This window comes from Haloferax sp. Atlit-109R, from assembly GCF_003665865.1.
In the GTDB taxonomy this organism is placed as follows: domain Archaea; phylum Halobacteriota; class Halobacteria; order Halobacteriales; family Haloferacaceae; genus Haloferax; species Haloferax volcanii.
This window is the reverse complement of record NZ_QPLO01000002.1, coordinates 570,113-591,999: the sequence shown is the minus strand read 5'-3', so window position 1 is coordinate 591,999 and position 21,887 is coordinate 570,113. Positions and strand designations below refer to the sequence as shown.

At 69.5% G+C, this 21,887-nt stretch carries 24 protein-coding genes; 6 read left to right on the top strand and 18 right to left on the bottom strand.

Annotated elements, in window-relative coordinates:
- Positions 1-135: 135 nt before the first annotated feature.
- From speB to DVK03_RS11640, 5 genes are all read right to left on the bottom strand, one after another.
- Positions 136-951 (bottom strand): agmatinase, encoded by an 816-nt coding sequence (gene speB, locus DVK03_RS11660; RefSeq protein WP_115803007.1) that lies wholly within the window; start codon positions 949-951, stop codon positions 136-138.
- 15 nt (positions 952-966) lie between these two features.
- A complete protein-coding gene (locus tag DVK03_RS11655) occupies positions 967-1,341 on the bottom strand; it encodes a translation initiation factor IF-5A (RefSeq protein WP_004062652.1) in 375 nt (124 codons plus the stop codon).
- Between the two features lie 94 nt (positions 1,342-1,435).
- Positions 1,436-1,864: a DUF5518 domain-containing protein gene (locus tag DVK03_RS11650; RefSeq protein WP_004042194.1), complete on the bottom strand. Its 429-nt coding sequence runs from the start codon at positions 1,862-1,864 to the stop codon at positions 1,436-1,438.
- A 57-nt stretch (positions 1,865-1,921) separates the two neighbouring features.
- Positions 1,922-3,598: an AarF/ABC1/UbiB kinase family protein gene (locus DVK03_RS11645; RefSeq protein ID WP_008605327.1), complete on the bottom strand. Its 1,677-nt coding sequence runs from the start codon at positions 3,596-3,598 to the stop codon at positions 1,922-1,924.
- Between the two features lie 8 nt (positions 3,599-3,606).
- Positions 3,607-3,975, bottom strand: coding sequence for an Hsp20/alpha crystallin family protein (locus DVK03_RS11640; RefSeq protein WP_115803006.1), 369 nt, complete (start codon positions 3,973-3,975; stop codon positions 3,607-3,609).
- A 142-nt stretch (positions 3,976-4,117) separates the two neighbouring features.
- Here DVK03_RS11640 and glp point away from each other — a divergent pair, with 142 nt between their 5' ends.
- The 3 genes from glp (at position 4,118) to DVK03_RS11625 (ending at position 8,085) form a co-directional block, all read left to right on the top strand.
- Positions 4,118-5,338 (top strand): gephyrin-like molybdotransferase Glp, encoded by a 1,221-nt coding sequence (gene glp / locus DVK03_RS11635; RefSeq protein ID WP_115803005.1) that lies wholly within the window; start codon positions 4,118-4,120, stop codon positions 5,336-5,338.
- Positions 5,335-7,239 carry a molybdopterin biosynthesis protein gene (locus tag DVK03_RS11630; RefSeq protein ID WP_115803004.1) on the top strand — a complete coding sequence of 635 codons (1,905 nt, stop codon included), beginning with the start codon at positions 5,335-5,337 and terminating at the stop codon, positions 7,237-7,239. Before glp ends, DVK03_RS11630 begins: the two co-directional genes overlap by 4 nt.
- Positions 7,240-7,338: 99 nt before the next feature.
- Positions 7,339-8,085, top strand: a complete 747-nt coding sequence (locus tag DVK03_RS11625) for a response regulator (protein ID WP_008575417.1) — start codon at positions 7,339-7,341, stop codon at positions 8,083-8,085.
- 71 nt (positions 8,086-8,156) lie between these two features.
- On the opposite strand, the gene DVK03_RS11620 is transcribed toward DVK03_RS11625, so the two are convergent.
- The 8 genes from DVK03_RS11620 to DVK03_RS11585 form a co-directional block, all read right to left on the bottom strand.
- Positions 8,157-8,825, bottom strand: coding sequence for an HAD family hydrolase (locus DVK03_RS11620; protein ID WP_115803003.1), 669 nt, complete (start codon positions 8,823-8,825; stop codon positions 8,157-8,159).
- A 46-nt stretch (positions 8,826-8,871) separates the two neighbouring features.
- On the bottom strand, positions 8,872-9,267 hold the full coding sequence (gene lwrS / locus DVK03_RS11615; protein ID WP_008575420.1) for an LWR-salt protein: 396 nt from the start codon (positions 9,265-9,267) through the stop codon (positions 8,872-8,874).
- The gene (locus DVK03_RS11610) at positions 9,264-9,539 is read right to left on the bottom strand and encodes a 4a-hydroxytetrahydrobiopterin dehydratase (RefSeq protein ID WP_004042202.1); all 276 of its coding nucleotides are present in this window, start codon (positions 9,537-9,539) and stop codon (positions 9,264-9,266) included. Before DVK03_RS11610 ends, lwrS begins: the two co-directional genes overlap by 4 nt.
- Before the next feature lie 45 nt (positions 9,540-9,584).
- Positions 9,585-10,118, bottom strand: a complete 534-nt coding sequence (locus tag DVK03_RS11605) for a hypothetical protein (RefSeq protein WP_223173929.1) — start codon at positions 10,116-10,118, stop codon at positions 9,585-9,587.
- Between the two features lie 61 nt (positions 10,119-10,179).
- On the bottom strand, positions 10,180-11,565 hold the full coding sequence (hemA, locus tag DVK03_RS11600) for a glutamyl-tRNA reductase (RefSeq protein ID WP_115803002.1): 1,386 nt from the start codon (positions 11,563-11,565) through the stop codon (positions 10,180-10,182).
- Entirely contained in the window at positions 11,562-12,209 is a 648-nt protein-coding gene (locus tag DVK03_RS11595) for a bifunctional precorrin-2 dehydrogenase/sirohydrochlorin ferrochelatase (RefSeq protein WP_004062642.1), read from the bottom strand. Before DVK03_RS11595 ends, hemA begins: the two co-directional genes overlap by 4 nt.
- 1 nt (position 12,210) lies before the next feature.
- On the bottom strand, positions 12,211-13,272 hold the full coding sequence (locus DVK03_RS11590; protein WP_115803001.1) for an Lrp/AsnC family transcriptional regulator: 1,062 nt from the start codon (positions 13,270-13,272) through the stop codon (positions 12,211-12,213).
- 179 nt (positions 13,273-13,451) lie between these two features.
- The gene (locus tag DVK03_RS11585; RefSeq protein WP_008575434.1) at positions 13,452-13,850 is read right to left on the bottom strand and encodes a DUF5778 family protein; all 399 of its coding nucleotides are present in this window, start codon (positions 13,848-13,850) and stop codon (positions 13,452-13,454) included.
- Between the two features lie 108 nt (positions 13,851-13,958).
- On the opposite strand from DVK03_RS11585, the gene uppS reads away from it, so the two are divergent.
- Complete coding sequence (uppS, locus tag DVK03_RS11580; RefSeq protein ID WP_004062639.1) at positions 13,959-14,888, top strand: polyprenyl diphosphate synthase; 930 nt, start codon at positions 13,959-13,961, stop codon at positions 14,886-14,888.
- A gap of 26 nt (positions 14,889-14,914) precedes the next feature.
- On the opposite strand, the gene DVK03_RS11575 is transcribed toward uppS, so the two are convergent.
- From DVK03_RS11575 to DVK03_RS11565, 3 genes are all read right to left on the bottom strand, one after another.
- Positions 14,915-16,276: a serpin family protein gene (locus tag DVK03_RS11575; protein ID WP_115803000.1), complete on the bottom strand. Its 1,362-nt coding sequence runs from the start codon at positions 16,274-16,276 to the stop codon at positions 14,915-14,917.
- Positions 16,277-16,347: 71 nt separating this feature from the next.
- The gene (locus DVK03_RS11570) at positions 16,348-16,716 is read right to left on the bottom strand and encodes an Rz1 protein precursor-related protein (protein ID WP_115802999.1); all 369 of its coding nucleotides are present in this window, start codon (positions 16,714-16,716) and stop codon (positions 16,348-16,350) included.
- Positions 16,717-16,856: 140 nt separating this feature from the next.
- Positions 16,857-17,465: an undecaprenyl diphosphate synthase family protein gene (locus tag DVK03_RS11565; protein ID WP_115802998.1), complete on the bottom strand. Its 609-nt coding sequence runs from the start codon at positions 17,463-17,465 to the stop codon at positions 16,857-16,859.
- 148 nt (positions 17,466-17,613) lie between these two features.
- On the opposite strand from DVK03_RS11565, the gene DVK03_RS11560 reads away from it, so the two are divergent.
- Positions 17,614-18,927, top strand: a complete 1,314-nt coding sequence (locus tag DVK03_RS11560; RefSeq protein ID WP_115802997.1) for a DUF92 domain-containing protein — start codon at positions 17,614-17,616, stop codon at positions 18,925-18,927.
- Positions 18,924-19,379: a GNAT family N-acetyltransferase gene (locus DVK03_RS11555; protein WP_233506042.1), complete on the top strand. Its 456-nt coding sequence runs from the start codon at positions 18,924-18,926 to the stop codon at positions 19,377-19,379. The genes DVK03_RS11560 and DVK03_RS11555 overlap by 4 nt, the downstream gene beginning before the upstream one ends.
- Positions 19,380-19,441: 62 nt before the next feature.
- Here the strand turns inward: DVK03_RS11555 and dnaG are convergent, their stop codons facing one another.
- Together dnaG and DVK03_RS11545 are read right to left on the bottom strand one after the other, a co-directional pair.
- Positions 19,442-20,860, bottom strand: a complete 1,419-nt coding sequence (dnaG, locus tag DVK03_RS11550; protein WP_115802996.1) for a DNA primase DnaG — start codon at positions 20,858-20,860, stop codon at positions 19,442-19,444.
- Between the two features lie 223 nt (positions 20,861-21,083).
- Positions 21,084-21,833, bottom strand: coding sequence for a sugar phosphate isomerase/epimerase (locus DVK03_RS11545; protein WP_115803325.1), 750 nt, complete (start codon positions 21,831-21,833; stop codon positions 21,084-21,086).
- Positions 21,834-21,887: the final 54 nt, after the last annotated feature.

The following is a 21,887-nucleotide window of genomic DNA, read 5'->3' as shown; positions in this document are numbered from 1 at the left end:
GAGTGGTGGCTCGGGGACTTGTAAGGAACGGGACGGTGCGCGGTTCGGTGGTTCGCGATGTCGGCGGCGACGCGCGCGACTCGGCGGTTCGTGGCGACCGTCCAGCGGTCGGCGCTCCGCCCGACCGTCAGTCGCTTACGACCGCCCGGCGGCGTGCGAGAAGACGAACTCCCGGAGGAGCTTCGCCGCCAGCGACGCGGCCTGTCCGTCGTCGCGGTCGTTGACTTCCACCACGTCGAAACCGTCGGCGTGAGGTGCGACCGCTCGGACCACGTCTCGCATCTCCCGGGAGGTGAGGCCGAACGGCTCTTTGGTGCCCGTGCCGGGCGCGAACGCCGGGTCCGCGGCGTCGATATCGACGCTCAGATAGACGGACTGGTCGCCGTCGAACGCCGGCTCCCAGTCGGGGACGGCCTCGGGTTCGACCACCGTCACGTCGTCGGCCGCGGCGCGCTCCCACTCGTCTGGCGAGCCGGTTCGCGCGCCGAGAATCACGGCCTCGTCGACGCCGAGTTCGTCGAGGACGCGGCGGGTGACGGTGGCGTGGCTCCACTCGTTGCCGTCGTACGCGCGGCGGAGGTCGAGGTGGGCGTCGAGGCAGACGAACACGTCGGGGTCGACGCCGGTGACGCCGGCGGCGGTGACGGTGTGTTCGCCGCCGAGGACGACGGGGACGGCGTCGTCCCAGACGGCGTCGCGGACGCTCCCGGCGAGCCATTCGACGTACTCAGGTGCGTCGTCCCACGCGCGGACATCACCCGCGTCGTGGACGCGCAAGTCGGTGAAAAACTGGTCGGTGCGCCGGTCGTAGTCGTCGAACGACCCGGCGAACCGACGGATTCGATTCGGTCCGAAACGGGTTCCGGGTTCGAAGGACGTCGAGATGTCGAGCGGAGCGCCGAGAAGGACGTAGTCAGCGACCTCGCGGTCTGCGGTTGCTCCGGGGAACATCTCTGTGGCCCCCGTTTAGACGATCTTTCGCTGGCCTTCGTACTCGAGGTACTCGATCTCGTCTTCGGGGTTGAGGTCTTCCTCCTCGGGGATGCGCATCGTGAACGTCTGGTACGTCTCGAGGTCCATAATCTGGGCGTCCTCACCGGTGACGGAGACGACCTGACCCTGCTTCCGCTCGATGATGGGCACCCACACCTTCGCGTCGACAGGCTGGGAGAGCGAGCGCTTCTTGCTGTCGAAGACGCCGCGGGCTTCGACGCGCGCCTTCGCGCTGCCGTGCTTGCCCGGCTTGGCGGTACTGTAAGCGTTGATTTTGCACGGCTTTTCTTCCATCATGACGTAGCTTCCTTCTTGGAGCTCGCGCACCTGCTTCTGCTCTTTCGCCATGTCTCTCCGTTATCGGATGGAGGGTATAAACGGTTTGGAACCGTCTTCGCACGCGAATCTCTGCCGTGGAATGCGCGGCCGTCGGCCGGTTCGGTCAGGCGTCTTCGACCGCGTCGACCTCGGCCATCTCCGGGTCGAACCACGTCCCCGTCGCGTCGCGTCTGGCGCGGCTCCCGAGCGCCCCGGACGCGACGTTCGGCAGTGCGAGCGCGAGCATGATGGCGGTCGTCAGCTCGCCGGGCGTCTCGACAAGCGGGATGACGTACTGGAACGGAAAGAGAATCGGCGTCCGTTCGAGAAACGTCAAAAGCACCGACAGCGGCATGAGCAGACAGCCCCAGACGACGCCGGCCATGAGGCCGTGCCAGCCGCCGTCGGCGGGGTCGGTGCCGACGACGTAGCCGGCGAGCGCGCTCCCCGTGACCCCGCCGACGAGCGTGAACTGCCCCGTCATCGCGTAGACGAGCGATTCGGTGCACGCGGCGAGACACACCCCCACGGACACCGCTCGCCACTCCGTCATGACCGAGAGTGTGTCCGCGAGAGCCGATAAACTTACGCGCCCGATTCTCAGCTTTGATTACTCTCTGCGGCGCTCTTTGAGGTTCTGCCGGGTGAACTGCGGCGTCGTCCGGATGCCCCTCCGCGAGCGGAACGACCGCCACAGGAGCAGGGCGACGACGCCCGTCGGTACGCCCGCCGCGCCGACCGCGACGAGGTTCTCCGGGTTCAGCGCGTAGATGATGACTGTCGAGACGAAGCCGAACGACAGGAAGATGCCGTAGATGAGTCGCTTCGCCAGCTTGTCGAGGACGCCGCGGTTGTCCTCCAGCCGGACGTTGAGCGTCAGGTTGTCGCGGTCCGCCCGGTCGAGGACGCGTTCGAGCTTGGGCGGCACGCGGAACAGCGACTGGGCGGTCTTTTGGCCCTGCTGGCCGACGCCCTCGATGATTTTCTGGACGCTCTCCTCGCGGTAGCCCTCCTCGGTCAGGTAGTCGGTCGCCACCGAGATGAAGTCGAACTCGGGGTCGAGCGTGACGCAGACGCCCTCGACGACGCCGGCGACCCGGAGCACGAGCGCGAGGTTCCGCGGGAGCCGAAGCGGGAACTCGTAGATGGTCGATTCGACCTGTTCGAGGATTTGGTTGACGCGGTACTGCTCGATGTCGTCGCCGCGGGCGTCGGCGATGGCGAGTTCCATCACGTCGCCCATCACCTGCCGGTCGACGTTCGGGCTGAGCGTCCCCATCTCGATGAGCGTGTCGAGGATGCCGTCGACGTCCTGGTTGGCGACGGCGATGTAGAACTCCACGATTTTCTCCTGGATGAACGGGTCGACCTCGCCGTGCATCCCGAAGTCGTAGAAGATGATGCGGCCGTCGTCGGTCACGGAGAGGTTCCCCGGGTGGGGGTCGGCGTGGAAGACGCCGTCGTCGACGATCATCTGGAGGTAGATTCGCTGGAGGTTCGTCGCCAACTCCGTGCGGTCGATGCCGCGGTCGTCCAGCGCGTCGATGTCGTTTATCTTGGTTCCGGGGAGGTACTCCATCGTGAGCACCCGGTCGCCGGAGCGCTCGGGAATCGGCTCGGGGATGACGAGCGTGTCGTCGTCCGCGAAGTTCTCCTGAATCTCGACGAGCGTCTCGGCCTCCTCGGCGTAGTCCATCTCCTCGCGGATGGTCTTGGCGAACTCGTCGGCGAGGTTCTCAAGCGAGAACGCCCGCCCCTCACCGATAAAGCGCATGAGAAGCGGCATCGACCACCGAATCACCCGGAGGTCGGCCTCGACGAGGTCTTCGATGCCGGGGCGACGGACCTTGACGGCGACCTTCTCGCCTTCGTACTCCGCGACGTACACCTGACCGAGGCTCGCGCCGCTTATCGGGTCGCTGTCGAACGCGTCGAACGCTTCTTCGACCGGGCCGAGTTCGGCTTCGAGGACGGCCTTCGACTCGTCCCACGGCGCGGCCGGCACGTCGTCTTGGAGGCTGCCGAGCACCTCGATGTACTCCGGCGGGAGGATGTCGGGGCGCGTCGACAGGAGCTGTCCGAGCTTGATGAACGTCGGCCCGAGCGTCAGTAGCGACTCCAGGAGGACGTCGGCGCGCTCGACGCGCATCTCGGTCGTGACGCGTCGGCCGCCGCCGAACAGGAGGTACTTCCGCTTGTCACGGGTGTACGCGACGATGAGCGGAAAGAACTGATACAGGACGACGAGGAACCGCCAGTAGGCGCGGAGGTTGACCAGCGTGACCACCCGCCTCGTCAGGCGTCTTCGTCGCCGGTGGTAATGGGGATGGTCCGCTCGGAGGCGGCCTCGCGCTTGGGGAGCCGGATTTCCAGCGTCCCGCGTTCCATCGACGCCTCGGCCTCGTCGGCCACGGCGTCAGGCGGGAGGGGAACTTCGGCGTCGAGGAACAGCGGTCGTTCCTCGCGGACGTAGTCGAACTCGGCGGGAAGCTGTTTGTCGCGTCGCGCTTCGACGACCAATCGGCCTTTCTCGACCCGAAGCTCCGCCGTCTCGGCGGTCACGCCCGGGAGGTCGAGGACCAAGAGGTAGGCCGTCTCGGACTCCAACAGGTCGGCGAACACCGCGTCCGGGAGGTCGGACAGCGCGTCGCGCAGTGCTGACATGAACGCTCATAGGGAGCCGGGGTCGAAAAACCCGGCGGTCTCGCGCGCTCGCGCGAGCGCGAGACACCATCGTCCGGTTCTGGAATCGCCAGCCGCCGCGCCCGAGGCCGACGCTTTTTGCCCCCCGAACCGAAGGGTCGGTATGAACCACGACGACCGACGCACGGCCGGGTTCAAGCAACGAACGCGGCTGTCGGACGCCCGCGAGGAACTTCTCGCGGCGGCGACGCCGCACGACCGAACCGTGCGCCGACCGCTCGCCGAGGCCGACGGCCGGGCGCTGGCCGAGGACGCGGTCGCCCCCGCCGACGTGCCCGGCTACGACCGCGCCGCCATGGACGGCTACGCCGTCCGCGCGTCGGACACTTTCGGCGCGAGCGGCCGCTCACCGAACGTCCTCCGAATCGTCGACGGCCCGGTCGAACCGGGGACCGCCGCCCGCGTCCACACCGGCAGCGACGTGCCCGACGGGGCCGACGCCGTCGTGATGGTCGAACACACCGAGCGCCTCGGCGACGAACTCGAAGTGTTCGACGCGCTCGCGGAGGGCGAGAACGTCGGGGAGCGCGGCGAAGACGTCCGCGAGGGAACCCCGCTGTTCGAGGCCGGTCACGAGCTTCGCCCGTCGGACATCGGCCTGCTTCGCTCCGTCGGCGTCGAGGAGGTGACGCTGTTCGAGCGCCCCCGCGTCTCCGTCATCCCGACCGGCGAGGAGCTCGTCGAGTCCGACCCCGGCCCCGGCGAGGTCATCGAGACCAACGGCCTGACCGTCTCCCGGCTGGTCGAACGCTGGGGCGGCGAAGCGAGCTACCGCGACATCGTCGTCGACGACGCCGACCTGCTCCGCGAGGCCGTCGAGTCCGACCTCGACCACGACGTTGTCGTCACCACCGGCGGGTCGTCGGTCGGTGAACGCGACCTCATCCCCGAGGTCATCGACGATATCGGTGAGGTGTTGGTCCACGGCGTCGCCCTCAAACCCGGCCACCCCGTCGCGGTCGGCGTGGTCGAGGGCACGCCCGTCGTGATGCTTCCCGGCTACCCGGTCGCCTGCGTCGTCAACGCCTTCCAGTTCCTCCGACCGGTGCTGAAGCACGTCGGCTCGCTCCCCGAGCGCCCCCTGCCGACGCAGGAGGCGACGCTCACCAGAAAACTCCCGAGTTCCCCCGGCACGCGGACGTTCGCCCGCGTCAAACTCGACGCGTCGGGCGACGAGCCGACCGCCGAGCCGACCCGGACGAGCGGGTCGGGCATCCTCTCCAGCGTCGCGCTCGCGGACGGCTGGGTCGTCGTCCCCGAGGAGATAGAGGGCTACGACGAGGGCGACACGGTCGCCGTCGAGGGCTGGGAGTGGTCCGCATGAGAAAGCAGTTCCGCGACCTCGCCTCCCCCGAGGACGCCCGCGAGGCCATCGCGTCGCTCGACCTGACGCCCGACGCCGAGACCGTGGCGCTCGACGACGCCCGCGGCCGCGTCCTCGCCGAGCGCATCGACGCCGAACTCGACGTGCCCGGCTTCGACCGCGCGAGCATGGACGGCTACGCGGTCCGCGCCCGCGACACCTTCGGCGCGGACGAGTCCGACCCGGTCGAACTCGACCTCGCCGGAGCGGTCCACGCCGGCACCGAACCGGACGTGGCGGTCGACTCCGGAACCGCCGTCGAAATCTCCACCGGCGCGGTGATGCCGCCGGGCGCGGACGCCGTCGTCATCGTGGAACGAACCGAGGAGCGAGACGGCTCGCTCGTCGTCTACTCGTCGGTCGCCCCCGGCGACAGCGTGATGCCCGCCGGGACCGACATCGCCGCCGGCGCGCGCGCCCTCGGCCCCGGGACGCGCCTGACGCCCCGCGAAATCGGCCTGCTGTCGGCGCTCGGCGTCGACGAGGTTCCGGTCCGCGGGAAGCCCACCGTGGGCATCGTCTCGACCGGCGACGAACTCGTCCGGCCGGGCGACGAACTACGCCCCGAGGCGGGCGAAATCTACGACGTGAACTCCTACACCATCGCCGCGGGGGTCGAGGAGGCCGGCGGCGTGCCGAAGCTCTACCCCCACGCGGGCGACGACTACGAGGAGATGGAGCGCCTGCTTCGGCGGGCGGCCGACGAGTGCGACCTCGTGCTCTCGTCCGGCTCCACGTCCGCGAGCGCGGTCGACGTCATCTACCGCGTGGTCGAAGAGCGCGGCGAACTCCTGCTGCACGGCGTCTCCGTCAAGCCCGGCAAACCCATGCTCGTCGGCACGCTCGGGGAGGGGAGCGCCTACATCGGCCTGCCGGGCTACCCGGTGTCGGCGCTCACCATCTTCCGGACGTTCGTCGCGCCGGCGGTCCGCGACGCCGCGGGCCTTCCGGAACCCCGGACCGCGACGGTCGAGGGGACGATGGCCGCCCGCGAGCGGTACGCAGAGGGCCGGACGCGGCTCATGCCCGTCGGACTCGTCGCCGACGGCGACGGCAACACGCTCGTCTACCCCGTCGACAAGGGGTCCGGCGCGACGACGAGCCTCGTCGAGGCCGACGGCGTCGTCGAGGTCCCGGCCGACGTGGAGTACCTCGCGGAAGGCGAGTCGGTGACGGTCCACCTGTTCTCGCCCGACGTTCGCGCGCCGGACCTGCTCGGCGTCGGCGAGGACGACCCCGCGCTCTCGCGCGTCCTCGACCGCGTGTCGTCGCCGCGGTATCTCCCGTTCGGCTCCCGCGAGGGCCTGCGACGGCTCCGAGACGGTATCTCGGACGTGGCCGTCGTCGCGGGCGACCGGGGCGACGCCATCGACGACATCGACGCGGTCGAACTCGGCTCGTGGACCCGCGAGTGGGGCCTCGTCGTCCCCGCCGGCAACCCCGACGGCGTGTCCGGCCTCGCGGACCTCGTGGACGACGACCTCCGCTTTATCAACCGGGATTCGAACTCCGGCCTGCGGACCGACCTCGGCAACGCGGTCGCCGCCCTCGCCGACGAGCGCGGGACGACCCGCCACGAACTCGTGGAGTCAATCGAAGGGTTCGACCGCGGGACGAAGGCGTTCGAGAGCCCGGCGCGGACGGTCGCCGCCGGCCGCGCCGACGCGGGACTCGGCCTCCGCGCGACCGCCGACTTGCTCGGACTCGACTTCGTCTCGCTCGGGACACAGCCGGTCGCCGTCCTCGCGAATCCGGCCCGGATCGAGAAACCCGGCGTCGACTCGCTCCGCGACGCGCTCGCGGCGAGCGACGATGCCTTTGCCGACCTCGCAGGGTTCGAGAGGGGCCAAACACCCCGGTAACCCTTTAGAAAGTCGCCGCGAGCGGTTCAGATAGTCGCGTTCCGCTGAAGTATAAACTAAGTGGAACGTTTTTATCCACGTAGCGTGTATAACTGGTATATGAACCGCCCGCTAAAGGTCCTACACGTCGACGACGACCCCGAGATGCTCGCCCTCTCGGCCGCCGCGTTCCGCCAACTCGACGCCGTCTCCTTTCTCACCGCCGAGACGGCGACGGAGGCGCTCGACGTCATCGCCGCCGAGTCGGTCGACTGCGTCGTGAGCGACTCGCTCGTCCTCCCCAACGGAGTGCCGCTCGTCAAGGCCGTCCGACAGGAGCACGCGGACATCCCCATCCTCCTGTTCACGGCGAAAGAATGGCCAGAGGTTGCCGATGTCGCCTCGACCGCCGGCGTCACCGAGTACGTCCAGAAGGCCGGCCCCGGCGACCTCGCGACGGTCCTCCAGCGCGTGCGCGGCATCGTCGACGACGACAGCGCTGACTCCGCGCTCGCCGTCGGCGCCTCCGCGGTCACGCAGGCCCTCGAAGACCACGCCGACGCGGCCGCCGAGGCCACGTTCGGCCTCGACGATAACTGGGAACTCGTCGGGCAATGGTTCGGTGACGAGGAACTCGGCATCGTCATCGTGGAAGCCGTCGAGTCTTACGGCGGACTCTCGGCCATCGAGACGCCGCTGTACGAGTACATCGACACCGACGCGCTCGAAGAACTGCTCCGACCCGTCGTCGAGGACGAAGAGCGCCCCGGCATCGAGGTCCGGTTCCCGTACGAAGACGTTCAGGTCGCCGTCACGAGCACCGGCGACATCTTCGCCCGCCCGACGCCCGAACACACGCTGTCCTGAGCGTCGACTCTTCTCGGCCGCTGCCCCCGCGATTCCCGTGGACTCTGTCTCTGTGAGCGGAATCGGCCGACCTATCCGGAGCGAACGAGGTCGTCGAAGCTCTCGACGCGGTACTCCCCGAGCACGCAGCGCCCGCGGTGTTCCGGACCGTGGCGCTCGACGTGGATGCCGTCCAAACCGGCGTTCCACGCGGCCCCGATGTCGCTTTCGCCGTCGCCGGCGAGCACGCCCGCGGTGCCGCCGTCGGTCAGGAGCCGGTCGTCCAACCCCAGCCCGCCGATAGCCCGCCGCACCGGCGCGGCGTCGGGTTTCCACCCCGTCTCCTCGGTGCAGCAGACGACGGTGTCGAACCAGTCGCGCACGTCGAGATGGTCCAACACGGGGTCGGTCAGGAACTGCTGACAGTGCGTGACGATGCCGACCGGCCGGCCGGCGGCGTGAATCTCCTCGATGAGGCGCTCGGCGTCGTCGTGGAGGTACGTCACTTCGGCTCGCTTTACGGGGTCTTCCTCGCGGTGGAACGCGGGCCAGAACTCGGCGGGGTCGATGCCCCACTCGCGGAGCATCGGGTCGCGCGCGCCGCCGAGTCCGTGCCAGACGGTCTCGGCTTCGCGGTCCGTGAACTGACGACCCAGTCGGTCACCGACGCGGTCGAACACGTCGCGCGTGTACGACCACTCGGCGTCGACGAGGGTTCCGTCGAGGTCGAACAGCCAGAAATCGTAGTCATCGGCGACCATTCGGACAATACAGTACGTCAGGCGTGGATAAATGTCTTGCCCCGCGTCACGAATCGCTCGATTCGACGCGAATCGCGCTCCCGAAGTACTTGTGGAGCACCTCGCGGACCGAGTCGGCGTTGAACGCGTCGAGGTCCGCGGCGACGGCCTCGCGGAACGCGTCCAGCGACGCCTCGTCGGCCCGGACCTCGGAGAACGAACACGAGACGACGGGGGCGTCGAGCCACGACGACGCGAGGTCGCGGGCGTGCCGCTCGTCGTTCACCTCGCCGCGCCACAGCGCGTCGCGGAACAACAGCCAGCCCTCCTCGCCGGGCGGCGGCGGCGTGATGCGGACCGTCGTCTCGAACTCCCGCGGGTCGGTCTCGACACCGGCGGCGGCGTCGAGGCGGAAGCGAACCCGGAAGACGTAGGTGAGTTCCGCGGTCTCCCCGTCGCTCACAGCTCGTCGTCGAACAGGTCAGCGAGTCGGAGGTCCTTATCCGTGATGCCGCCTTCCTCGTGGCTCGTGAGGCGGACTTCGACCTCCTGGTACCGAATCGTTATCTCGGGGTGGTGGAACTCCTCTTCGGCCACCTCGCCCACGCTGGCGGCGAACGCCACGCCGTCGAGGTAGTCGTCGAACTCGTAGACGCGGACGATTTCGTCGCCGTCGCGTTCCCAATCCGACCCGAGCTGTGCGTCGATTTCGTCGTCCGAGAGCAGCTCTGCCATGCCGAACCCGTCGGGTGGCACCCCGATAAGGATTCTGCCGGATTGTCAGGTGTCGCCCGCGCGGACGACGAACCGCGGCCCCGTCAGGAGCCGTCGTCGCTCGCGGTCGCGGCCGCGGACGACGCGTCCCGTCACCGAGACCTCGTCGCCGCGGGCGACGACCCCCGTCACTTCCTCGCCGCCGAACGCGACGTGCCCGCCCGGCGGGACGCGAACCCGAACCTCGCCGGTCGCGTCGCGGAGGACGAACGGGCGCGTCGCACGGCCGACGACCGGCCGACCGCCGTCCCCTCGTCGGCCGTCGCCGGCGCTCGCCTTGCCCCGCCAGACCTCGACCGCCGGCCCGTCGCCCGCGACGCCCGCGACCGTGCCGACGACGGTCGCCCGAGCGACGCCGTCGAGGTCGTGAACTCGTCGTTCCGGGGTCGCCCCGACGAGGCGGCGACGCGCTCGCGCCCGGAGGCGGTTCACGAGACGCCGGCCGACGGCTGGGAACGCGCTGGCCGCGGCTCCTCGGTGGTCGGCGTCGAAACGGGAGCCACACACGAGGCTCGTCGCTTTCGGTCGGCGTGGTAACATCGTCGCGGAGTGGTCCCGCGTTCGGATAAGAAGGTTCGGTCGTCGGCCGCTTCGGCCGCCGTCAGTCGTCGGAGAGCTGTTCGAGAACGCGCCGCGGGACCTCGCCTTCGAGCGCCTCGCGGTCGAGGTCCTCCGGCGGCTCACCCGAAAACTCGATGGACGGCTCGGACGGCCCGGCCGACTCCGACGCCCCGAGGTCGCCGAAGTCGGGATTGAACAGCTGCATGGCGGTCTGGATGGTCGTCCAGTCGTCGTCGCCGGCGGCGTCGCGGAGGCTCTTGGTCGGCGCGGCGAGGATTTGGCCGACGAGCGCGTCCGCGAGCGACTCGACCGTCTCGCGTTGCTCGTCGGTGAGGTCGCCCTGCGATTCGAGCTTCGACAGCGCCGTCGACACCTCGCGGCGCTTGACGTGCTCTGCGGCCTCGTACATCGAACTGATGGCCTCGTCGGCGCGCTTGCGCTTGTAGGCGGCGAGCAGGCGGTCGAACTCCTCGTCTATCATCGCCTCGACCTCGCTGGCGGCGCGCTCGCGGCGCTCCGCGGTCCGGTCGGTCACCGTCTCCAAATCGTCGATGTCGCGGACGCGGACGCCGGCGAGGTCGCTGGCGTCGGGGTCGATGTCCCGCGGCTGGGCGATGTCGATGAGCATCGTCTCGCCGGCGTCGTCCAACTGGTTCGGGGTGACGACGTAGTCGGGGCTGCTCGTGGCCGTGATGACGAGGTCGGCGTCGCGGAGGCGACCGCCGAGGTCGCCCAGTCCGACGGCCTTCGAGACGCCCGGCACCTCGCGGGCGAGGTGGCGGGCGTTGGCGACCGTCCGGTTCGCGACGACGAGGTCGCCCACGTCGACCGACGCGAGCGCCTTCGTCGCGAGCGTGCCCATCTCGCCGGCCCCGACGACGAGGGCTTCGACCTCCCCGATGGGGGCGTCGAGTTCGGCCCGCGCGAGCCTGACGGCGGCGCTCCCGAGGGAGACGGCCCCCTCGTTGATGGCCGTCTCGTCGCGGGCGCGCTCGCCGACGTGGACGGCCTTCATGAGCGCGTCTTCGAGCATCGGACCGATGGCGTCCTGTTCGCGGGCGGCCTCGATGCCGGCTTTGACCTGTCCGAGAATCTGGTCCTCGCCGAGGACGAGCGATTCGAGCCCCGACGCCACGCGCATGAGGTGGCGCAGGGTCTCTTCGTGGTCCATGTGGCGGACGCTCCCGTCTCGAACGTCGGGAGCGAAATCGTCGAGCGCGCGGCGGCCGTCGGCCGCGTCGTCGGTGACGACGTACGCCTCGGCGCGGTTACACGTCTGGAGCGAGAACGCCTCGGAGACGCCGTCGCGGGCGAGGAGTCGCTCGACGACGGTCTGAACGTCGTCGCTCGACGCGGCTTCTATCTCGCGAACGCTGGCCCGGTCGTGGGCGACGCTCACACCGGAGATGACGCCCGAATCTCTCATGAATCACCTCGCTGTGTGTCTCGTATCACGCGCGCTGCCTCTTGGCGGGGATTTGCATCGCCGGTACGTAAAGCCTTCCAAACCGACGGGTCTCGCACGACCGCGCGAATCGCATCACGGCGCTCGGCCGGCGACCGGTCGGACGCCTTGAGCTCCGCCCGAAGCTCCGCGGTCAACGCGGCCATCTCGCCGGCTCCCGCCAACTCGGCTTCGACGCGCTCTCGGAGGTGCTTCGAGAGCGCCGGGCTCGCCCCGCCGGTCGTAATCGCGACCGACACGTCGCCGTCCTCGACGGTGGCCGGGACGACCACGCTCCCCGCGTCGCGCTCGCCGCTCCGGTCGGCCCGGTTGACGAGTGCGCCGGCGTCTCGGGCGGCTGCGACGACCGCGTCGTTCACGTCGTCGTCGTCGGTCGCCGCGACGACGAGCGCCGGGGCGAACCGTTCGACCCAGTCGGAAACCTCGTCGGGCGCGGGGGCCGCCCGGACGCGTTCCGCGTCGCCGAAGTCGCGGTCAGCGAACGCGGGGCTGACGACGACGGTCCGCGCCTCGCGGGCGAACCGGCGGGCCTTCCGCGCGCCGACGGGCCCCCCGCCGAAGACGACGACCGTCTCGTCGGAGAGGTCGTGGACCAGCGGAATCATCTCACTCCGTGTTCGCCTCGGCTCGTTCGTCCAGTCTGATTCCCGTCTTCTTCAGGATGCGCGTCGAAAACAGGGTGTCCCAGTCGTCGTCGCCCACGTCCCAGTAGTCGCTCATGACCTCGCGCACCTGCTCGATGCGGGCTTCGCTTTCCGCCTCGGAGCGGCCGTGGGTCATGGCGAAGAAGTTGTACGGCCAGACGCCCTCGTGTCGCGGCCGGCGGTAGCAGTGGGTGACGAAGTCCAGCGAGGCGATTTCGGGGCCGACCTCCATCACGAGGTCGTCGGGGACGTTCCAGACCGTCATCCCGTTTTCCGAGTAGCCGAGCGCGTAGTGGTTCGGGATGACGCCGACGCGGCGGACCTTCCCCTCCAGATTGAACCGCTTGATGGTCTCGACGACCCACGCCGGCTCCTGTCCGATGGCCGCCGCCACGTCGGCGTAGGGCGTCTCCGTAATCGGCAGGCCGCCCTGAATCTCCATGACGAGGTCGCGCTCGTCGGGCGTCAGGGTGCGCGCGTCCGTCGGCTCCACGTCGGGGCCGAGCTGTGAGAGGTCGAGGTCGCCGTCCGAGATGGGACCGTCGAGGAGGAACTTCGCGCCGACGTGGAACTCGTGGCGCTTGGGCATGTTGTACGTCGCTTGGCCCGTCTCGTCCTCGATGTCACCGAGCACCTCCTCGACCCGCGACTCGTCGGCGACCGAGACGACGAACCACATGTTCAGGTGGGGATGCTCGCGCTCGTAGTTGTGCGCGACCTCGCGGTGGTCGTTCACCTGCTCGGCCACCTCGTCGAATCGCTCGGGCGGCGCGTGCATGGCGACGAGCGTCGCCGTGCCGCCGATTTCCTCGGCGTTGACGAGCGCGCCGAACCGCGAGAGAACGCCCTCCTCGTCGAGCGTCCGCACCCGCTCGCAGAGGTCGGCCGCCGACACGTCCACCCCGCGCTCGCGGAGCGCGGCCGCCGCTGGCTCGAAGGGACGTTCGACGACGGGGAAGCCGCCCTGGAAGGCGTTGACGATGGCGCGGTCGAGACGAGAGAGGTCCGCGTCCGCCTGTATCATGGGCGTCACTCGGGATGCGAGGCGGATAAACGCCTCGCTTGTTCTCACCGCGGCGAACAGACCCGAACGCCCGGCGAGCCGTCCGTGAACGCTCGACGCGGGCGGCGCGAGCGCCCGGCCCGTGGGTAAAAAAGGACGTTCGAGCGTCGAGGGGTCGCGGCCCGCCTCAGGGGGCCGACTTAGGGAACCGGCGTGACGCGGTCGATGTCGTCGAGCGCTTCGAGTCCCTCGACGATGGCGTCCTGGTCGGCGATGGCCTCGTAGTAGAACACGAGGTCGAACGTGCCGTCGCGGACGAGCTGTTGGCACTCCCAGACGAACTCGTCGTCCTCGACCGAGAGTCCCTGGAACTGGTTCGACGAGAAGTCGGTGTCGTCGTTGCCGGCGTAAATCCACGCGTCGCCCTTCCCCGCGTGCTCCGCGATGACATCGTTGATTTCGACGGTCAGCTCCTGCATCTCCAGGTCCTCGCGACTGGTGAGGTCGGTGTGGACGATGGCCCCGACGAGTTCGATATCGCCGGGTTCGAGCAGCGCGAGGGTCCGCTGGTAGAGGTCCTCGTCGATGGTCTCGCTCATGTCCGAGTCTTCTCGGGGAGGTACAAACGGGTGGCGATTCGTCGCCCGCCGCACCGTGCGACGGTGTAACCCACAAGACACATTGCCCCGGGAGACGACCGGCGGTATATGTTCGGGTGGGTCCGACGCGGCTTTCGACGCGCCTACGAGCGGGTGCTCGACCGGGAGATAGACGACGGACCGACCCACGTCGCCATCATTCAGGACGGCAACCGCCGGTACGCCCGGAAGAACGGCGACGACGCCCCCGACGGCCACAAGGCCGGCGCGCAGACGACCGAGGACGTGCTGACGTGGTGCGAGGAACTCGGCATCGAGGAGCTGACGCTGTACACCTTCTCGACCGAGAACTTCGACCGCCCGGAACACGAGCGCGAACCCCTCTTCGACCTCATCGAGGACAAGCTCTACGAGTTCGCCGACTCCGAGCGCGTCCACGACCGCGAGGTCGCCGTCCGCGCCATCGGTGAGGTCCACCTGCTCCCCGACCGCGTCCGCGACGCCGTCGAGTACGCGGAGTCCCGGACCGCCGACTACGACGGCTTCACCCTCAACATCGCCCTCGCGTACGGCGGCCGGGCGGAACTCCTCGGGGCCGCCCGCGACGTCTGCCGGGCGGTCGAGCGCGGCGACCTCTCGCCCGACGAGGTGGACGTGTCGGCGGTCGACCGCCGCCTGTCCAGAAAACCCGTCCGCGACGTGGACCTCATCATCCGCCCCGGCGGCGACGAGCGCACCTCGAACTTCCTGCCGTGGCACGCCAACGGCAACGAGGCCGCGGTCTACTTCTGTGCGCCCTACTGGCCGGAGTTCTCGAAGGTCGACTTCCTGCGCGGCATCCGCACCTACGAGTCCAGAGAGCAGTCGTGGCAGCGCACCCGGACCGAGCGCGCCGTCACGCTCGTCCGGGCCGTCGCCGAAGTCGAGTTAGAGGACGCCCGCACGGTCGCGGGTCGCCTCCGCGAGCAACTCCCCTCGTCCGGGGCCGACGAGGTGTCCGCCGAGTTGGCGAAGCGGACCGACGAGACGGCCGACTGAGTCGGCCGTCCGAACTGTTTTCGCGGCTATTCGTCGCCCTGCGCAGCCCCGGCGTCGACGACGCGGCCGTAGAACAGTATCGCGTCCGTCGGCCTGTCGCGGATGCAGAACAGGAACGGTCGGTCGAACCGGAGTTCGCCCCAGCTCGGCGGCAGCGACGATTCGACGACGACGCCCGTGGCCGCCGCGGCCTCGGTCCCCTCCTCGTCCACGGAGACGAACGACTTGTGGAACACCTCGTCGATGGCGAGACCTGACCCGTCACCCTCGGTCATGCCGCCGAAGTCGGCATCCGGGCCGAACGCGGCGGGCATCCCGAGATCCGACAGCGCCTCCGAGAGTTGGACCTCGGTCTCGAACTCGAACCGCGGGAGCACGACGTCCCCGATTCGCTCTCGCATCTCCTCGAAGACGCCGAACAGTCGGCTCGCGGTCAGACTTTGTTCGAACGACTCGAACTCGCCTTCGTCCGGGAGCAAAAGCACCATCGACACGTCCCGGCCGACGTACGGGAGTTCGACGGCCTGCGCGCTCGGGAAGTCGGCGTAGTTCGCCTTGAGTTCCTGCCGCATGAGCGGCACCGTCGACTCGGACCCGTCCAGCGCGGTGAACGTCCCGTCCTCGGTGTCCTCGGAGTCGAACGTGTGCGCCCACTGCGCCATGAAGTAGATGGCGTTGGTGAGCACGAGCGCCGTGTCGGGCGTGACGGAGCCAGCCGGAAGCAAGTCCTCGATTCGGCCCTCGGTCTGGTCGGCGACCCACTCGTTGATTCGTTCCCGCTCGCCGTCCGGCTCGCCGGCGAAGTCGGCCCGTCGAAGCCCGGCCCCGTAGTTCGATTCGAGGCTGTCGAGGAACGCGTCCGAGAACGCGAACCCCTCGCGCCCCCACAGGGCGTTCGCCACGGCCAATCGGAAGGCGTCGGCTTCGCCGCCGTCGATTGGGGCCCGAGCCGTCTCTCGCTCTTCGAGCGCCGCCCGTAGGTCTGCGAACGCCGGGTGAACGTCCTCGCCGAGCGTGTAGCGGAGCGTCGCTTCCATCTGTTCGCGGGTCTTCCCGCGAGCGCCCGCGTAGGTCATCGCCAACGCGACGGAGATGCTGTACGGCGAGAGGAACTGGTTGCCGCCCTGTTCGGACGCGACCTGTTTGTGCAGGTCGAGGGCGAACTCGGCGTTGCCGGCCGCGAGCGCGGCGAGTCGCTCGTCGTCCACGCTCGGTTCGCCGGTCGGCGGTTCGTCGTTCGGGGTCTCTGTCGGCGCGTCCGTGGTCGCAGTCGCGGTGGTCGTCGTCTCGGTCTCGGTCTCCGCGGACGACTGCCCGTCGCCCGTACAGCCGGCTATCGTCGCGGCGGCGAGCGCCCCCGACAGCGCCAGCATCTCGCGGCGGTTCATGTTGGAGCGTTCAACTGTCTAACAATATGTCTTCTGTACGCACAAACGGCTCTTTGAGAGACGGCACCGGGTCACGTCAGCGGTTGAATCCGCCGCCGGAACGTCCGCCAGCAGAACCATGCCAGCAACGCGGCGCTCTGCCCGAGCACGACGGCGACGACCCGGGCTTCGTACCGCGGCCCCAACAACAGTATCGCCCCGCCGTAGGTGACGGTCGGAACCCACGAGCGCCAGCCCTCGTAACGCGATTCGAGGAACAGCCACGGCGGGACGACAGCGACGCCGACGAGCGCCCACGGCCAGTCCGGCTGGGCGGGCTGATTGAGCCAGAGAACGAGCGGCACTGTGAGCGCGAACATGACGTGTCCGTCTTCGAGCCACTCGCTGGCCGGCGGTGGCGGCGGGAGAAGGTCCGTTCTGTCGGTCGAGGTGGAGGGCATTAGGGACGTGTTGCCATTCAATCAACATATGTGTGCGGTCGAGGAGGACGCGTCGGCAACGCCGCCACGCGATTCGCCCTAGCGGCCGAACTTCTGTCGCACTCTTCGAGCGCGACAACGGTTGGCCGATTCGCTGACGCTCATCGGCCAAACCTCCGCTGGCGGTCCTGATAGTCCCGCAACGCCCGCAGGTAGTCCCGCTTCCTGAAGTCCCGCCAGTTCACGTCGGTGAAGTAGAGTTCCGCGTACACCGACTGCCAAATCATGAAGTCCGACAGGCGCTCCGCGCCCGTCTTGACCACGAAGTCGGGTTCGTCGGGGAACACGAGTCGCTGTTCGATGTCCGCGGCGTCGATGTCGTCGGGGTCGAGCGCGCCCTCGTCGACCCCCTCGGCCAGCGACTGCACCACCGAGGCGAACTCGCGTTTTCCGCCGAGGCCGATGCTGACCTGCACGGGGGCGTCGGCGCGCTCGGTGTCGCCCGGCTCGCGAAGCTCGACTCGGTGCGGAACGTCGAGGTCGCGGAGTTCGCGGGCGAGCGTCGGGACGACCGCCTCGTCGAGGACGCTCACGGAGATGGTGACGCGGTCGCTCCCGAACTCGAACGCCCAGCCGACGAACGCTTCCAGCGTGTCGTACGCGCCCTGTTCCAGCAGGTCGCGCTCGGTGATGACGAGCGCGACGTGCTCGGGGGCGTCGGCGTCGTCGAGGCGGAACCGGAGGGCGAGATAGGAGTCGTACAGTCCCACGGGAATCGTTCTCGCGGCGATTCTCCTAACGCTTCGGGTTCGGCGTCGGCCCGAGATTCCGCCCCTCGGCACCGGCCCGCAGACCCGCGGTTGTGCGGTCGTCGGTGATGTCGGGAGGGTTAAGTGCGCGTCGGGGATACCGAATGGTGTGACTTCCACGGTACGGCGAGCGGGCGGGTTCGCGGTCGTCGGGACGTTGGCCCTCGCGGCCCCCAGTCTCGGCGCGGCCGCGTTCGCGCCCTTCGCCGCAGTCGCGCTCTTGGCGGCGTTCGTCGTCGACGACGGCCCGCTGTTCGAGCTGTTCGCGCGCCCCGGCGACCGGCAGGACGGCCGGCTCAACGGGCTCGCCGGGTTCGCGCTGGCCGCGACCGGCCTCGCCCTCTTGGCGACGGTCCCGCGCGTCACGATGCCGCTTTCGGTGTTCGCCGCCGCGGTGTTGATACTCGCCTACGGCAACCTCGGCGCGCGACTGGTGGATTCGAGAACGTCCGACGAGTCGCTTCGCGCGGCGGGCTTCGTCGCGGCCGCGGTCCTCGCAGGGACCGCGGGACAGGCGGCAATCGCGTCGCTGACGGGCGAGGCGATGCTCTTCGCCCGATTCACCCTGCTCGCGGCCGTCGGCGGCCTCGTCGGCGCGGTGCTCCGGACGGCCCTCTACGAGCGCGACGACCCGCTCGTCATGCTCTCTATCGGGCTCGTCCTCTGGGGCGTCGAGGTGCTCGCGGGGCCGGTATCACCGACGCAGACCGGCGTCGCGCTCGCTCTCACGGTCGCGCTCGGCTACGCCGCCTACGCCCTCGGAACGGCCTCCGTCGCCGGCATGATAACCGGCGTGCTCCTCCTCCTCTTCGCGGTCGTCTTCGGCGGCTTCGGCTGGGCGCTCGTGCTCGTCTCCTTCTTCGGCGTCGGCGCGCTCGCCACCAAGTTCCGGTACGACAGCAAGGCCGAACGCGGCGTCGCCGAGGACAACGACGGCGCTCGCGGCACCGGCAACGTCCTCGGCAACTCGGGGGTCTCGCTCGTCTCCGTCGTCGGCTACGCCGCGGCGCAAACCCTCGGCTATCCGTTCGTCAGCGACCTGCTCGTCCTCGCGTTCGCCGGGTCGGCCGCCGCCGCGATGAGCGACACCCTCTCCAGCGAAATCGGCGGGCTGTTCGACCAGCCGCGGCTCATCACCTCGCTCAAGCCCGTCCCGGCGGGGACCGACGGCGCGGTGACGTGGCAGGGCGAGGTCGCCGGCGCGGTGGGCGCTGCCTTCGTGGCCGGCGTGAGCGTGCTGGTGCTCCCCATCCCGGCTCAGACGGCCGCCATCGCGATTCTCGCCGGCGGCCTCGTCGGCATGACCGTCGATAGCCTCCTCGGCGCGACGGTCGAAGGGGCCGGCCTCGGCAATCAGGCGGTCAACTTCCTCGCCACGTTCGCCGGCGCGCTGGGCGCGGTCATCGTCTGGATTCCGCTGTGACGGGGGGACACGGCCGTGACGGGGGCGACGCCGACGTGGCGGGCGTTCGACCCGCCCGCGACACCGACCTGCCGGCCGTCGAGTCGCTCCAGCGATTCGTCTCTCATCCGTCGCCCGGCCTCTTGGACGCGTGGCCCGCCGTCGGTACGCTGCTCGTCGCCGTCGGCGCCGACGACCGGCCGGTCGGCTACCTGCTCGGCGTCGGCGCGCACCTGACCGAACTCGCCGTCTCGCCGGACCACCGGCGCGAGGGGCGCGCCACCGCGCTCGTGGAAGCCTTCCGCGACGCGCACCGCTCGGGCGCTGACGCGGCTGACGCGCCGCTCACGTTGTTGGTCCATCCGGAGAACGACGGCGCGCGCGCCTGCTACGAGGCGCTCGGGTTCCGGCGGGACGCCCGCGTCCCCGACGCGTTCGACGGCGACGACGGGCTTCGGCTCGTCCTCGACTGATTGCGGCCGGTCGCCTCGGTCGATGTCGCGGTGTGGCTTGTCCCGTCGGGTCTTCAGTCGCTTCAGTCGAGGAGCTGGTCCGCGGTTCTGACGCGGACGCTGACGGGCTTTTTGACGTACTCGCCGGCCGAGCGCGCCACGACGTGCCCGACGCCGCGCTGGGCCGCGATGTCGACGAGTTTCTGACTCGCCTCGCCGTCGACGACGACGATTGCCGGGGCGGGGTCGGCGTACTCGACGGTGTCGTAGACCTTCTCGACCGCGACCTCGTCGTCGATGTCGAGGCCGTCGTTCAGGAGGCGTGCCATGCCGCTCTCGTCGGCGATGACCGCCTGCACGTGGTCGGTGAGCGAGGGTCGCTCGTCGGCGGGGTCGACCGCCTCGGTGACGGCATCGACCTCGGACTCGGTGAACACCTCCGCGTCGGCGGCGTCGCCGTCGGCCGCCGCGTTCTCGCTCGCGGCGTCCGCGGGCCGCTCGACCGCGACGGTGCCACCGTTACCGCCCTCGGCGGTGGTGTCGGTGACCGCGTCGGCCGACCCGTTGATGGGGCCGTCTGCGGGTGGAGTCGACGACGCCTCAGTCGTCGGCGACTCCGTGTGAGGGTCCGTCGGAGCCTCCCCCGCCCCCGTCCCGTTGGCGGCGGCGACGGCGGCCCGGAAGTCCCCGTCGCCGTCGTCCGGAAGCGACGAGAGCGCGACCTTGTTCCGGAGGGCGCGGACGACCGACGCGCGGTCGAGGTCCTCGACCGACCGGCCGTCGGGCGCGAACGCGACGTAATCAACGTCGCCGACCTGCGAGAGTTCACGCAGGATGAGTTCGCCGCCGCGGTCGCCGTCGAGGAACGCCGTGACGGTCCGCTCTTGGGTGAGGCCGGCGACCGCGTCGGGGACGTTCGTTCCCTCGACGGCGACGGCGTTTTTGATGCCGTAGCGGAGGAGGGTGAGCACGTCGGCGCGTCCCTCGACGACGATGATGGCGTCGGAATCGGCGACGCGGGGGCCCGCCGGGAGGCCCTGGTACTCGGTGATATCCTCGACGCGGACGCTCTCTTTGACCGCTTCGAGGATTTCCGTCGAAGACATCACGGTGTCGTCGAACGACTCCGCGAGCAGTTCCTTGGCGCGCTCGACGACCATCCGGCGCTTGGCCTCGCGCACGTCCTCGATGTTCGTGACCTCGATGACGGCCTGGCAGGGACCGACGCGGGTCAGCGTCTCCAGCGAGGCCGCGAGGATGGCCGTCTCGGCCTTGTCGAGGCTGCTGGCGATGGTCATCTGGCCGAACGAGTGGCCGTTTTCCGAGTCTATCTGTACGTCTATCCGACCGACCTTGGAGGACTGTTGGAGGTCGCGGAGGTCGAGTTCGTCGCCGAGGAGGCCCTCGGTCTGCCCGAAGACGGCCCCGACGACGTCGCTCCGTTCGACGACCCCGTCGGCGGAGATGGAAGCGTGAATGAGATATTTTGAAGTGTCGTCCATTGGTGAAGTCACCCCGCTGGGGGTGGTGATGTGATGATTGTGATGGCGTCATGGGCGGAACCCACGAACGTCATTATATAAGTTGCGCCCGAGGGAAATATCTATCGTGGCCGACGGTTCGAACGTCAGTTAGTCGTTCGTCTCGTCCCCGAAATCCGCTCCGTCGCCGGCGAATCCCCGCGTTCCGTCCGCCGCCAGCGACCGCCGCCGACCGCCCGATTCGTTACGCCTCCTCGTCAGTTCGGTACGCCGCGACGAACTCGCCGGCGTCCCGGCAGAACGCCGCGGGCTCGTCGGGGAAGTCGTGTTCGACGACGGCCCACTCGACGGGGGTGTCGCCGGCGGTCGCGAGACAGCGGTCGATGTCCAGTTCGCCCTCGCCGAGCGGGACGGGTCGCCCGCCGCGTTTCGCGTCGGCGTCGAGTACCACGTCTTTCAGGTGGACGACCGGGGTTCGGTCGGCGTAGCGGTCGATGTACGCGACGGGGTCGTAACCGGCGGCGAGAATCCACGCGAGGTCGAGTTCGAAGCCGATTCCCGACTCCTCGGCGAGCCGGTCGAGCGCGGGTTCGCCCTCGACCGTGACGAGTTCGTGGTCGTGGTTGTGGTAGAGCAGTCTGACGCCTCGGTCGTCGCACTTCGCGGTCAGGTCGTCCAGCCGGTGTGCGGTCTCGTCGACCGCGTCGGCGTCGGCGAACGCCTTCGGGGGCAGGAACGGAACGACGAGCGTCTCGACGCCGAGCGCGCCGTAGCGCTCGCAGACGGCGTCGAGGTCGGCTTCGAGGTCCTCGATGGGGACGTGGGCGGCGGGTGCGCCGACCCCGGTGTCGTCGAGGGCCGCGCGGACCGCCGCCGCGTCGTCGACGCCCGCGAACTCCACGCCGTCGAAGCCGGCGTCCGCGGCCCGGCGCACGAGCGCCGCGGTCGACTCGTCGAGGTCTCGAAGCGAGTAGAGCTGGATGCCGAAGTTCATGTGCGTCCGCTCGTCCGCGCCGCTGGAAACTGTTTCGGCGCTCGGTCCGTCGCG